Annotated in this window: 12 protein-coding genes; 7 read left to right on the forward strand and 5 right to left on the reverse strand. The window is 64.1% G+C overall.

Annotation, left to right across the window (positions count from 1 at the left end):
- Positions 1 to 506: 506 nt before the first annotated feature.
- From AC0L2K_RS18390 to AC0L2K_RS18410, 5 genes are all read left to right on the forward strand, one after another.
- Positions 507 to 935, forward strand: coding sequence for a CBS domain-containing protein (locus tag AC0L2K_RS18390; protein WP_473532000.1), 429 nt, complete (start codon positions 507 to 509; stop codon positions 933 to 935).
- Between the two features lie 299 nt (positions 936 to 1,234).
- The gene (locus tag AC0L2K_RS18395) at positions 1,235 to 2,395 is read left to right on the forward strand and encodes an efflux RND transporter periplasmic adaptor subunit (RefSeq protein WP_128171160.1); all 1,161 of its coding nucleotides are present in this window, start codon (positions 1,235 to 1,237) and stop codon (positions 2,393 to 2,395) included.
- A complete protein-coding gene (locus AC0L2K_RS18400) occupies positions 2,395 to 5,526 on the forward strand; it encodes an efflux RND transporter permease subunit (RefSeq protein WP_023797534.1) in 3,132 nt (1,043 codons plus the stop codon). Before AC0L2K_RS18395 ends, AC0L2K_RS18400 begins: the two co-directional genes overlap by 1 nt.
- A 347-nt stretch (positions 5,527 to 5,873) precedes the next feature.
- Positions 5,874 to 6,689, forward strand: coding sequence for an SDR family oxidoreductase (locus AC0L2K_RS18405; protein WP_023797533.1), 816 nt, complete (start codon positions 5,874 to 5,876; stop codon positions 6,687 to 6,689).
- Positions 6,690 to 6,715: 26 nt separating this feature from the next.
- A complete protein-coding gene (locus tag AC0L2K_RS18410; RefSeq protein WP_031254237.1) occupies positions 6,716 to 7,210 on the forward strand; it encodes a MaoC family dehydratase in 495 nt (164 codons plus the stop codon).
- A gap of 5 nt (positions 7,211 to 7,215) precedes the next feature.
- On the opposite strand, the gene AC0L2K_RS18415 is transcribed toward AC0L2K_RS18410, so the two are convergent.
- Positions 7,216 to 7,833: a hypothetical protein gene (locus AC0L2K_RS18415; protein WP_473532001.1), complete on the reverse strand. Its 618-nt coding sequence runs from the start codon at positions 7,831 to 7,833 to the stop codon at positions 7,216 to 7,218.
- A gap of 292 nt (positions 7,834 to 8,125) precedes the next feature.
- On the opposite strand from AC0L2K_RS18415, the gene AC0L2K_RS18420 reads away from it, so the two are divergent.
- Both AC0L2K_RS18420 and AC0L2K_RS18425 read left to right on the forward strand, forming a co-directional pair.
- A complete protein-coding gene (locus AC0L2K_RS18420; RefSeq protein ID WP_128247424.1) occupies positions 8,126 to 8,770 on the forward strand; it encodes a TetR/AcrR family transcriptional regulator in 645 nt (214 codons plus the stop codon).
- 245 nt (positions 8,771 to 9,015) lie between these two features.
- Complete coding sequence (locus AC0L2K_RS18425; RefSeq protein ID WP_128173540.1) at positions 9,016 to 9,261, forward strand: DUF680 domain-containing protein; 246 nt, start codon at positions 9,016 to 9,018, stop codon at positions 9,259 to 9,261.
- An 83-nt stretch (positions 9,262 to 9,344) separates the two neighbouring features.
- On the opposite strand, the gene AC0L2K_RS18430 is transcribed toward AC0L2K_RS18425, so the two are convergent.
- Genes AC0L2K_RS18430 through AC0L2K_RS18445 form a run of 4 tightly spaced genes read right to left on the reverse strand, consistent with a single transcriptional unit; the run spans position 9,345 to position 13,484 of the window.
- Complete coding sequence (locus AC0L2K_RS18430) at positions 9,345 to 9,575, reverse strand: hypothetical protein (protein ID WP_473532002.1); 231 nt, start codon at positions 9,573 to 9,575, stop codon at positions 9,345 to 9,347.
- Between the two features lie 51 nt (positions 9,576 to 9,626).
- Entirely contained in the window at positions 9,627 to 10,208 is a 582-nt protein-coding gene (locus AC0L2K_RS18435) for a sarcosine oxidase subunit gamma (RefSeq protein ID WP_473532003.1), read from the reverse strand.
- Entirely contained in the window at positions 10,201 to 13,191 is a 2,991-nt protein-coding gene (locus AC0L2K_RS18440) for a sarcosine oxidase subunit alpha (protein WP_473532004.1), read from the reverse strand. Before AC0L2K_RS18440 ends, AC0L2K_RS18435 begins: the two co-directional genes overlap by 8 nt.
- A complete protein-coding gene (locus AC0L2K_RS18445; protein ID WP_473532005.1) occupies positions 13,188 to 13,484 on the reverse strand; it encodes a sarcosine oxidase subunit delta in 297 nt (98 codons plus the stop codon). Before AC0L2K_RS18445 ends, AC0L2K_RS18440 begins: the two co-directional genes overlap by 4 nt.
- Between the last annotated feature and the right edge of the window lie 70 nt (positions 13,485 to 13,554).

Genomic DNA, 13,554 nt, shown 5'->3' on the forward strand with positions numbered 1-13,554 from the left:
TCGTCGCCAGCGGCGCGCCGCCCTCGTTGGTGAGGCGTATATAGTCGGCGCCCATCCAAAGTGTCAACAACCATTTCAATCTTTTTTGCGGAGAACTGTTACGCTTTTGGCGTCCCAGTTCAGGGGCTCGCTAGGCCATGTCTTAGGTGCGATTTGTTACCTATGTCTCCGCGCGGGACCCGGCGGAGGAACAGTCTCCCGTCCTTTCATCCTATATGGGAACAAAACGGGAAGCTTCAAGGGTCACGCCGCCCATGTCCGGTCTGCAAGGCGGTATTCACGGCAAACGGGACCGGAGCCCGATGGTTCCGGCAGATATCTATGGCGGCGCGGCCAAACGGCTGGAACCATTCGGCCCGGCTGTTAGTTCCATCAGCGAAGAACGAGGCCGCCGAGCGAGCGTCGCAGCGCGATAGGCCTGAGACTCTCAACACGTCTTCCAGACCAATCTCGCTCGACGACCGCCGGCGCCGGTGCCGATCTGCGCGCGAACAGGGAGATTCACCATGAAAGTCGCTGAGATAATGACCCCCAACGTTCATCTCGCCAGTCCTGGCGAGTCGTTGCAGAAAATCGCGAAACGCATGGCGGTTGACGATGTCGGATTCCTCCCCGTCGGAGAAAACGACCGACTCGTCGGAACGATCACCGACCGTGACATCGTCGTGCGTGCGGTCGCCGAAGGCAAAGACGGCAACGCGACGGTCCGCGACGTGATGACTGAGGATGTCAAATACTGCTTCGAGGACGAAGATATCGAGCACGTCGTCCAGAACATGGGTGATATCCAGGTCAGGCGGTTGCCTGTCCTCAATCGCGACAAGCGCCTGGTGGGCGTGGTCTCGCTCGCGGACGCGGCGCTGAAGGAAGATCCGGCAACCGCCGGAATCGCGATGTCCGGCGTCGTCGTGCCCGGCGGCGCACACGCGACGTAAAAAAATCCCGCCGGCACGCAGACGGGATCCGATGGACGACCTGCCGAGCGGCGTCGTCGGCATGGCCCTGAGGCGGCGATCGAAACGGCGAGCGCATTGGTGATCTCTGCCGCCCGCGCCGATCGGCCGGTGAGCCAGCCGGGGCCCTTACCAACGTTACACCGATTTAATGTGCAAGCGAGCGGGAGAATTGCCATAAAGCTTTGATATCGACGGGCCATCCCCTGTGTCGGAGGGTGCTGTCGCGTCTACTTCAGCTTGGGAAGGGGTAGACGGTAGCTTTGCCAACCGGAGTGCCGATGGCCGCCTGGAAACAGATTGTTTTTGCATTTGTGATCCTCGTCGCGGCCGCGGCCGCCTGGGTTCGCTTTTTTCCAGGCGCGCCGGATGTGCTGGCGCGCTGGGGCATCGAATGGGCTGATGCCGCGACGCCTCCGACAGCGACGAGCGCCGTCGACAACGCCGGGCAAGCGGGCCGCCGCAGCGACGCCGGCCAACTGGCGACTATCGTCGCATTGCCGGCGGCCACGGCCGTCATCAATGATCGCCTGCGGGCAATCGGCACCGGCCGAGCCTACGCCTCGGTGACGGTCAATCCCTACAGTTCAGGCCGCCTGGTCGAATTTCTGGTCGAGTCCGGCGCCCATGTCGAAAAAGGACAGATCATTGCCACCCTCGATTCCGACACCGAGGTGATCGCACAGGACCGCGCAAAGGTTGCCTTGCAGGACGCGCAGGCCAAGCTCGACCGGGTCAAATCGTTGCGGGCTTCCAACGCTGCGACGGCGGTCTCTGTTGCCGATGCCGAGGTGGTGCTGGCCAATGCCAAGCTGGCGCTTCGCGATGCGGAACTGGCCTTGCAGCGCCGCTCGATCGTCGCGCCGATCGCCGGCGTCGTCGGCATCCTGCCGATATCAGCCGGCAACTATGTGACCAGCCAGTCGGCGGTCGCCACCCTTGACGACCGCTCCAGCATACTGGTCGAATTCTGGGTGCCGGAGCGCTTCGCCGCCGTCGTCAAAGTCGGCGCGCAATTGTCGGCGACGCCAATCGCCAACCCAAACAAAGCCTATACCGGCACGGTCTCCGCCATCGACAACCACATCGATGAAGCCAGTCGTACCCTTCTGGTCAAGGCAAAGATCGCCAATCCGGCCGATTCGCTGCGTGCCGGCATGTCCTTCCAGATCACCATGAAGTTCCCCGGCGACAGCTATCCTGCGGTCAGTCCGCTGGCGATACAATGGGGTTCGGACGGCGCCTATATCTGGACCATCGTGGACGGCAAGGCCAAGCGGGTTGCGGTGCGCATCATCCAGCGCAACACTGAGACCGTGCTGATCGATGCCCCGATCGTCAGCGGCGACATGGTGGTGACCGAGGGCACCCAGAGTGTCAGCGAAGGCGGCGAGGTCCGCATCGCCGGCGAACAACTGCGCGCCGCGGACGCCGACGGCTGATGACCGCAACCAACAACGCAGCCAGCGACACAGGATTCACCGCGCTGTTCATCCGCAGGCCGGTGATGGCCTTCGTTTTGAACACGCTGATCGCGGTCGCCGGCCTTGCTGCCTTTTACGGTGTCGAAATCCGCGAACTGCCGGATGTCGATCGCGCCGTCGTCACCGTCAACACGACCTTTGAAGGCGCTGCAGCCGAGACCGTCGACCGCGAATTGACCGACGTGATTGAGGGCGCGGTCGCCCGCGTCTCTGGTGTGAAGTCGATCTCGTCCACCTCGTCCTTCGGCACAAGCCGCGTCACCATCGAATTCAACGACGGCGTCGACCTCGACGTCGCCGCCTCCGATGTGCGCGATGGCGTCGGCCGCGTCGCCGACCAGATGCCAGATACGGCGGATGCGCCTCGCATCGTCAAGGCCGATGCCAATTCCGAGCCGGTGATGCGGCTGGCTGTCACCTCCGACACCATGTCGGTGCAGGACATGACGGTGCTGGTCCAGGACCAGATCGAGGACGAGCTTGCCGCCGTGCCTGGCGTAGCCGACGTCCAGGTCTATGGCGACCGCGACAAGATATTTCGCATCGATGTCGATCAGAACAAGCTCGCCGGCCTGGGCTTCACCGTCGCCGACCTGAGGACAGCGCTGGCCTCGGTCGCTTTCGATTCGCCTGCCGGCTCGATCACCACGACCAACCAGGATCTGATCGTGCGTCCGACGGCGGACGTGACCACGCCGGAGGAGTTCGAAAACATCATCATCGGCGGCACGACCCGCATCCGCGACGTCGCCACCGTCACGCTCGGCCCCGACATCGGTCAGACCACATTGCGATCGAACGGCAAGACCGGCATCGGTCTCGGCATCATCCGCCAGGCGGAATCGAACACGCTGGATATTTCGACCGGCGTCAGGGCCGCCGTCGCCGCGCTGCAGGCGGATCTGCCTCAGGGCATGTCGATCAAGGTCACCAGCGACGATGCGGTCTTCGTCAACGGCGCGGTGCATGAGGTCGAGATCGCACTCGGCCTGTCCGTCTCCATCGTGCTGATCGTCATCTATGTGTTTCTCCTCGACTGGCGCGCGACGCTCATTCCTGGGCTTGCGATGCCGGTCGCCATGATCGGGACGATCGCCGCCATCTATCTTGCCGGCTTCTCGGTCAACATATTGACGCTGCTGGCCCTGGTGCTGGCGACGGGCCTGGTCGTCGACGACGCCATCGTTGTTCTGGAAAATATCGTGCGACGACGCAACGAAGGCATGGGGCCACGCGCCGCGGCCGTGCTTGGCGCCCAGGAAGTGTTCTTCGCCGTCATCGCCACGACGCTGACGCTGGTCGCCGTCTTCGTGCCGATCTCCTTCCTGCCCGGCCAGACCGGCGGCCTGTTTCGCGAATTCGGCTTCGTTCTCGCCATATCGGTGCTTCTGTCCGCCGTCGTGGCGCTGACCCTTTGTCCGATGCTTGCCTCGCGCATGCTGTCGGTCGCGCCGCTTCATCACGAAGGCGGCAGCGGCATCGGCGCCCGCATCGGCGGCGCGCTGAACAGGCTCTACCGGCGCTGCCTGCGCACCTGCCTCGATGCGCCGTGGATCGTGCTCCTGGTCGCGCTGCTGTTTGCAGCCACCGCCTTCACGCTGTTCGGCACGATTCGCCAGGAACTGACGCCGACCGAGGATCGTGCCGTCGTGCTCATGCGCGTCGACGCGCCGCAAGGCGTCAGCCTCGACTACACGACGCAGCAGATGCAGAAGATCGAAAAACTGATCGAGCCGCTGCGCGATTCCGGCGAAATCCGCAATACGTTCGAGAGCGCCGGCCGCAACGGCGCCTACAATGCCGGCTTCATGGTGATGACGCTGGCGCCATGGGACGAGCGCACCCGCAGCCAGCAGCAGATCATGGCCGACATCAGACGGCTCACCCGGCAGGTGCCGAGCGTGCGCGTCTTTCCGATGCAGCCCAACAGCCTCGGGATTCGCGGCGCCGGCAACGGCCTGCAGTTCGCGCTGGTCGGCAACAACCGTGCGGCGCTCGGCGACGCTGCGGTGAAGATCATCGCCGAGATGCAGAAGGACGCCCGCTTCCAGTCGCCCCGGCTCTCCGTCGACCCGACGCAGCCCCAGCTTTCCGTCGCCATCGACCGCGAGCGCGCTTCCGACCTCGGCATCGACATCACCAGGCTGGCCGATTCCTTCCAGGCCATGCTCGACGGCAATGATGTCGTCGACGTCTATATCGCCGATCGCAGCTACGGCGTGAAGCTCGTCTCGACGACCAACCCGATCAACGATCCGACCGATTTGGAGAACATCTTCCTGAAGACGGCCGACGGCCGCTTCGTGCCGATGTCGACCATCGCCACTTTGACCGAGCGCGCCGTACCGCCCTCGCTGACCCGCGAGCAGCAGCAGCCGTCGGTGGCGATCACCTCCAACCTCAGCGGCGATTTCGCGCTCGGCCAGGCGCTCACCCGCGCCGAGGCAATCGCCACGCCGCTTCTGCCGCCGGGCAGCCGCATCGTCCCCTTGGCCGAGGCGGCGACGCTGGGCGAGACCAACAGCGCCATGATCACCATCTTCGGCTTCTCGCTAGTCATCATCCTTTTGGTGCTCGCCGCTCAGTTCGAGAGCTTCGTCAGCGCGGTCATCATCATGGCGACGGTGCCGCTCGGCCTCGCCTGCGCGATCTTTGCCCTTTTGCTCAGCGGCACCAGCCTCAACGCCTACAGCCAGATCGGCCTGGTGCTGCTGGTCGGCGTGATGGCCAAGAACGGCATCCTGATCGTCGAGTTCGCCAATCAGTTGCGAGACCGCGGGCTCGGCGTGCGTGAGGCGATCGAGCAGGCCTCCACCATCCGGCTGCGGCCGGTGATGATGACGATGATCTGCACCGTGCTCGGCGGCGTGCCGCTGGTGCTGGCGAGCGGCGCCGGCGCCGAGGCGCGGATCGCGCTCGGCTGGGTGATCGTCGGCGGCCTGGGTCTGGCCACCGTCTCGACGCTGTTCCTGACGCCGGTCGCCTATCTCCTGCTCGGCCGCTTCGTCACGCCGAAGGTGGAAGAGGCGTCACGGCTGAAGCGCGAACTCGAACAAGCCGCCTACACCAATGTCGAGCCGGCTGAGTAGGCAGGACAATCGCTTCAGCTTAGACCGGTGACCGCTCATTCCGAGCGTTTGCGCTGCCCCTCACCTGCCTGCCGGCATCCTCTCCCCGTATAGGGACGGGGAGAGGGGCTCTCGTCACCGATTTCGCCAATCACTGGCGTCGCAAGAAGGGCGCCGGCGTTGCGGTCAGCTCCTCCTCCCCGTCACTATACGGGGAGGAGTGCCCGGCAGGGCGATGAGGGGCGGCGCCGACTTCAACAAGTTGATCTCCAATACAAATTGGGCACTATCATTTGCCTGAAGAGATTTGCGGCCCTGACCATGGCAGCCTTTTGCTGGGCGAGGCACGGGCGCGCGGAGGAATTGCGATGAGCTATCTGGACGAGCTGTTTTCGGTGGCCGGCAAGACCGCGCTGGTGACCGGGGCTGCGACCGGCATCGGCCGCATGGCGGCGACCGCTTTGGTCAGTGCCGGCGCCACCGTGATGATCGCCTCGCGCAAGGGTGAGGACTGCATCAGGGTTGCCGATGAACTGAACGGCCTCGGCGGCACCGGCCGGGCCGAAGGCTTTGCCGGCGATGTCTCCAGCGAGGCTGGCATCGCGGCGCTGGTCGACGAGGTCAAGGCGCGGACCGAGCGGCTGAACATCCTGGTCAACAATGCCGGCGTCTCCTGGGGGGCGCCGCTGGAAAGTTTTCCCTACCATGCCTGGGCCAGGGTGTTCGGCGTCAACGTCACTGCGGTCTTCCAACTGACGCGCGAGCTTCTGCCGCTGCTCGATGCCGCCGCCAGCGATGCCGATCCGGCCCGGGTGATCAATCTGGGTTCGGTGATGGGCACGCAGCCGCTGGCCGACGACGCCTACTCTTACTCTGCCTCAAAGGCTGCTGTTCACCATCTGACGCGCATCTTGGCGATCGAGTTCGCCGCCCGCCGCATCACCGTCAATGCCTTCGCCCCCGGCCCCTTCCAGAGCCGGATGACAGCTTTTGCCACCGCGAGCGAGGAACAGGCAAGACAAGTCGGCGGCCATGTTCCGCTTCGTCGCATCGGCGCGTCGGATGACATTGCCGGCGCAACGCTCTATTTGTGCAGCCGTGCCGGCAGCTATGTCACCGGCGCCATCCTGCCGATCGATGGCGGGCAGTCGGTGCAGCATGGGCTGACACTGTTCAAGGAATGAAGCCGCTCGCGCTCCGGACGGTTGAAATGGAGGACATCAGCGTGGAACCGATCAGTCTCGATGTGCTTCTGGCCAGCGTCGGCAAGGAGGTCGGCGTGTCGTCGTGGCGGGTGGTCTCGCAGCGCATGATCGACCAGTTCGCCGACGCCACCGACGACCACCAGTTCATCCATTGCGACCCGGAGCGCGCCAAGCGCGAGACGCCGTTCGGTGGCACCATCGCGCATGGTTTTCTGTCGCTTTCGCTTTTATCGGCGATGACCTTCGAGACCATGCCGCCGCTCGAAAACAGCAAGATGGGCGTCAACCATGGTTTTGACTCGCTGCGCTTCCTGGCGCCGGTGAAGACCGGCGCGCGCATCCGCACCCGTTTCGTGCTGGCCGACGTCAAGGTCAGGCCGTCGGGGTGGGTGCAGACCGCGCATGACGTGACGATCGAGATCGAGGGCTCGAAAAAGCCGGCGCTGACCGCGCGCTGGCTGACGCTGACATTGATCGAGCGCGAGCCAGAAGCGGCCTGAACGGCTCAACGAACCTCGCCAGAGATCATCTTCATGTGCCGGCCGACCTGCAGGGCGATGTAGACGACCAGCGCGCAACCGATCGGGAACACGATCTCGTTGAGGCCGGTTGTGATCGCCCGCGGCAATTCAAGGGCAACGCCGTTCACCGCGGCCGTCTCAATCGTCAGGACCGTGATTCCGCCGCCGAACACCGCGCCGATCGCGGTGCCTGCCAGCGCGAAATGGAGCGGACGGGGCCTTTCCTTCGACGCCAGCGAGGCCAGGATCCAGCCGAGCAGGCCGTATTCGATCGCCCGTAGCACGCCCAGCGTGGTGAGCGAGAGGGTGGCCGGTTTTGTGGCCGCATCAAGAGCAGTTACCATGACCTTTTGCGACCCCTTGGCGATGGCCATCGCCAGTGGTGCCGAGATTGCAGCGATCAGGCCGCCGAGCGAGGCTCGTACCTTGGCGATCGCCGTGCCGAGGCTGAGACCGGCGCAGACGAAGAACGCCCACGTCACGCCTTGCGCCAATTCGATCAGGATCAGGGTGGTAGCCGGGTGAGAACCCGCTGCAAGCCTGCCAGCCAGAGTAAGCGCCTCCATGGCGAATCCGAGCGCGATCGCCAACGATGCAACCATGACCACCCGCCTGAGGGCCAGCATGGCATCGTGAGAAAGTGGATCTGCGTTTGGCGCAACGGAAGAAAGCTCGGTCATGGTCATCTCGGCCCTAGCAACAAAATCTCTTGGCCGGGCCGCAGCTAACCTCTGGTTGTAACAGTCCGATGCCGCGTCGTTTCTGCCCGGGTAACACGTGTGATCGATGTTTAGGCGAAAATGGCTGAGAAGGACGCCGATTTTTGACCGCGCCTTGTCCGATTCCGTACAGCGTATATAATTTAGCCAGCCACAAACAGAAGGCAGGCGAAAATTGCCGCTTAGCGTCCAGACACGCCGCGAGAAACAAAAGGCCGAACTGCGCTCCGAACTTGTCGACGCCGCGCACAAGCTCGTCCAGGAAGAAGGCTATGAAGGCCTCACCATCCGCAAGCTGGCCAAGCGTGTCGGCTATGCGCCGATGTCGGTCTATTCCTATTTTGCCGACAAGCAGGACATCTTGTTCGCGTTGGCCGAGGACGCGTTCAAGACTCTGGCAAAGCGTATCGAGGATCACCCGGCCGACGATCCGATCGAGGCGCTGCAAGTGGTGATGACCGAATATGCGGCCTTCGGCCTTGGCAACCCCAACGAGTATCGCACGATATTCATGACCGAGAAGGTCAAGCCCCCGGAAGGCAGGACCTTCGCCGAGATGCAGGAGGGCAACCCATTGATGAAGGTGCTGATCAAGAGGGTCGAAGCCTGCGTGGCCGCCGGCAGGCTGAGGGGCGATCCGCGCGCCATCGCCACCATGCTGTGGTCGGTCGGCCACGGCACGATCTCGCTGCTGATCACCTTTCCCTTCTATCCGTTCGGCGACCAGCAGGCTTTCGTCAAGCGGATGTGCGACTTCACGCTTGCCGCTCTGGCCACGCAGGACGTGCCGCCGCTGACCGAGACGCCGGTCAACTGCTGAAGGGTTTTTGTTCGGTTTCGGATAGCTGACAGGCAAGCGAAACAGGGCGAAGGCCTGGGGAACCAATCTATGCGTGTAGGACCCTGGTGGCTGGGATCGCGACCCGGCGGGCTAGCGCCACGCTCGCCATCAAAAATTCCGTACATGTACAATTTCCGACTTGAACTTTATGTTCGCCGGCCGTATATGTACGCAATGTTGTACATGTACAGAAAGATTTCAGAGATCCAGCCCGGAGACAGACAATGAAAAAGACAATCCTCACCGTCGCGGCAGTGCTTGCATTCTCGGGCGCTGCCTTCGCCGACCAGAGTCAGCCCGGCAAACAGGCGCCGGCCGCGGCCTGCGCCGACACTGGCATCAAGCTCGATTGCGGCGCGACCGGATCGGTCGAGAAGGCAGGCGCCGCCACCCACAAGGGCTCAACGGAAAGCAAGGGCCCGCGGCTCGGCATCGACATCGACCCGTGGATCGTGCCCAGCACGTTCTGACGTTCGAAACAAAAGCGACGACAGGAAATCCTGACCGCCTGCTCTCGTGGCCGGCGACCCGGCTCGCCGGAGCCTGATGAATGTTATTTCCTGCGGTTCTTCATTCCGGCCACGATCTTGGCCTTGCCAGGTCTTGCAGGAGCGCCGGGAATCGAAGTCCCGGTGATCGACACCGGATCGCTGGCCGGAAACGTGTCCTCGAGCCCTTCCTCGAGTTCCTCTTCAATGGTTGGTTCTTTGTGCTGCTCGTGTTCGAACGAGCGCACGGCCGGCGTCTTCTGAGCCGCTGGATTCGGCACGGATTTCGACGGCATCGACATTCTCCCCGACTTGCTCCGGCAAACGGTCGAGCCCAGCGAACATTCCTAAGCCGCTGCGTCGCCGGCCGCCTCCGACAGGAAAGTAAAGACATAATCGGAAAAAGAGCGCCAGCATTCAACCCGGAACGCGTCGGCTGCGATGCGCAATAGCACGATCTCGGCCTTACCCAGGATGGTGCGCGAGGCCGCGCCCACCGGAAAGACGTCCAGCGACAGATCCTGCGGACAGCCTGAATTGATCGTCGCCGCCGCCGCTGGACCGATAACCGAGATGGCGACGTTGCGATGCGAGATGCCGACCGCCGAATGCAGCACTGTGACCTCGGCGCTATCGGCGAGCGGGTCTTTTCCCACCTCGTCGATGACCAGCCATTCGTCCGGCCCAAGCCACAATGCCGTGCGCCCGGCATTTGCCGCCGAGGTTTTGGGCTTCCGCGGCAGGTTCACTCCAAGCGCCTTCGAAAGCGCCGCGACCGAGGCGTCCGGCGCGCGCAGCGAAATACGCTGCGCCGGCGGCAACACAGCAAGCGTAACTCCGGTTACGGAAAGCTCCTGACCGGCGAGAGCCGGCCGGCGTTCGACCGACGGCCCAGCGGCGGCAGATTCCTTCGCGGCAGCCTTAGCCATTGAGGCGCTCCCCCTTGTCGTCAAAGAACACCATGCCGGTGACCTCCACCTCGATCGTCGCATTGGGCATCGGCACGTAGAGCGTCTCGCCCATCCGGTCGCGGCCGCCGGCAACCAGGGCCAGCGCAATCGAGCGGCCGCAATTTTCCGACCAGTAGCTCGAGGTGACATGGCCGATCATCGTCATCGGGATCGCCTGCTTCGGATCGCCGACGATCTGCGCGCCTTCTTCCAGCACGACTTTTGGGTCTTTGGTCTTCAGGCCGACAAGCTGCTTGCGGCCCTTGGCGACCAGGTCGGGCCGAGCCAGACCCCTGATACCGACGAAATCGGTCTTCTTCTTGCCGACCGCCCAGTCGAGCCCGGCATCGCCAGGCGTCACCGTGCCGTCGGTGTCCTGGCCGACGATGATGTAGCCTTTTTCGGCACGCAGCACGTGCATCGCCTCGGTACCGTAGGCACAGGCGCCGTGCTTCTGGCCCTCGGCCCACAGCGCTTCCCAGACGGCCTGGCCGTAGTCGGCCGGCACGTTGACCTCGAAGCCGCGCTCGCCGGTGAACGACATGCGGAACAGCCTTGTCGGCACGCCGCGAATCCTGCCCTCGCGCACCGACATATGCGGCAGCGCCCCGTCCGACATGTCGATGCCCTCGACCAGCGGCGCGATGATGTCTCGCGACTTCGGTCCTTGCACGGCAATCACCGCCCACTGCTCGGTGGTCGAGGTCAGCCAGACGTTGAGATGCGGAAACTCGGTCTGGAGGTAATCCTCCATATGGTTCATGACGCGCGGCGCACCGCCCGTCGTCGTCGTCACGTGGAAACGGTCGGTTGCAAGCCTGCCAACGACACCGTCGTCATAGATGAAACCATCCTCGCGCAGCATGATGCCATAGCGGCAGCGGCCGGGCTCCAGTTTCTCCCACGGATTGGTATAGAGCAGCTCCATGAACTTCGCCGCATCCGGCCCGACCACCTCGATCTTGCCCAGCGTCGAGGCGTCGAACAGGCCGGCCGTCTTGCGCACCGTGACACACTCGCGATCGACCGCGGCGTCCATGTCCTCGCCTGCTTTGGGAAAATACCAGGCGCGCTTCCATTGGCCGACATCCTCGAACACCGCACCTTGAGCCTCGGCCCACGGATGGATCGCCGTCTTGCGGGTCGGGTCGAAGAGCGGACCCCGCGCGTGCCCGACGATCGAACCGAAGGTCACCGGCGTGTAAGGCGCCCGGAACGTCGTCAGGCCGACTTGCGGGATCGGCTTGCCCAGCGTCTCGGCGGCGATCGCCAGGCCGTGCATGTTCGAGGTCTTGCCCTGGTCGGTCGCCATGCCGTTGGTGGTGAAGCGCTTGACGTGCTCGATCGAGCGCATGCCTTCATGCACCGCCTGGCGGATGTCCTTGGCGGTGACGTCGTTCTGGAAGTCGACGAAGGCTTTTACCGTCGTGTCCGGCCCGGCGCCGGGCGCCGCGCCCAGCATGCCACGCGACCAACTCTCGCTGGCGTCGACCTTCGGCTTGGCGCCGGCATTCTTGACGCCCGCATCCTTGGCCACCTTGGCGCCCGCCGCATAGGCCTCGTCGATCGTCGCCGACAGTCCGTCCGTGCCGTTGCAGGCGCCGACCGACACGCAATCCTGCGCGTAGGTACCGGGCACGAAACGCTTTGTCTCGTCGTTGAAGGCGACCTTGCCGCGCGATTGCGAGAACAGATGCACCGACGGTGTCCAACCGGCCGACATCAGGATGGCGTCGACCGGGATGGTGCGCTCGCCGCCGCCATTCTTCGGCTGAACGGTCATCGACGAAACCCGCAATTTGCCGCCGGCGCGGATCACCGCGCGGCCGAAATTGACCTCGATGCCGAGCGACCTCGCCTCGTCGATTACCGACCCGGTCGGGTTGTCGCGCAGGTCGACTATCGCCGCCACGCCGACGCCGGCCTTCTTCAGGTCGATCGCCGCCGCATAGGCGGAATCATTGGCCGTATAGACGCCGACATTCCTGCCGACCGCGACGCCAAAATGGTTGAGATAGGTGCGCGCCGCCGACGCCAGCATGATGCCTGGCCGGTCGTTGTCGGCAAACACCATGTGCCGCTCGATGGCACCGGTCGCCAGCACGACGCGTTTGGCACGAACCTGCCACAGCCGCTCGCGCGGCAGCTCGCGGCCGGGGTTCTGCAAATGGTCGCTGACGCGCTCGACCAGCCCGACGAAATTCTGCGCGTAATAGCCGAAGGCCGTGGTGCGCGACAGCACGCGGACATTGTCCATGGCCCTGAGCGTCGCGACTGCGCCTTGCGCCCAGGCAAAACCATCCTGGCCGTCGATCCTGGCGCCGCTTTCGAAGCGCAGGCTGCCGCCGAAATCCACCTGCTCGTCGGCAAGGATGACGCGTACGCCGGTTTCGGCCGCGGCAAGTGCCGCGGCGATGCCGGCAGCACCGCCGCCCAGCACCAGCACGTCGCAATGTGCGAAACGCGCCGAATAGTGGTCGGGATCCGGCTGGTCGGGAGCGACGCCAAGCCCTGCCGCAGCCCTGATCCTGGGCTCGTAAAAGTTCTTCCAGGCGGACTTCGGCCACATGAAGGTCTTGTAGTAAAAGCCCGCCGAAAGCAACGGCGAGGCGATGTCGCCGAGCGCGCTGACGTCGAAGGCCAATGACGGCCAGCGGTTCTGCGACTGTGCCGTCAGCCCGTCATAGAGCTCCTGCACGGTGGCACGGACATTTGGCGTCCTCCTGGCCGAGTCGCGCTTGATCTCAACCAGCGCGTTGGGCTCTTCCGCCCCGGCGGACAGGAAGCCGCGCGGCCGGTGATATTTGAACGAACGGCCAACCAGATGGACGCCGTTGGCGAGCAGCGCCGAGGCCAGCGTTTCGCCTTCGACGCCGGCATAGGACTGGCCGTCGAAGCTGAACCGCGCGGTCTCTGCCTGCTTGAGGCGCCCGGCGCCGGGAATGCGGAACGTCGCGATCATTCGGAGGCTCCCGGCAGCTTCGCCGGCTTCGGCTCGCCGGCCTTGTAGGTCATCAGGAACCTGTCGCTGACGGTGTCACGCACGGCATTGAAGAACCGCGCGCAGCCATGCATGTGCCGCCAGCGCTCATAGATGATGCCTTTGGGATTCGAGCGGATGAAAAAGAACTTTTCGAAATCGTCGCCGCTTGTCGCGGCCATATCCGCCGAACGCGCGATATGTGCCTCGCCGGCGTTGCGGAATTCGAGTTCCGGACGCTCTTCCTCGCAATAGGGGCAGCGGATGAGAAGCATGGTTGTTCCTACAATTCGCCGTGGCCGACGCAGGCGCCGGCCGGTTGATCGCAAAGCCTCTGGCCCAACA

This window comes from Mesorhizobium sp. WSM4817, from assembly GCF_055811135.1.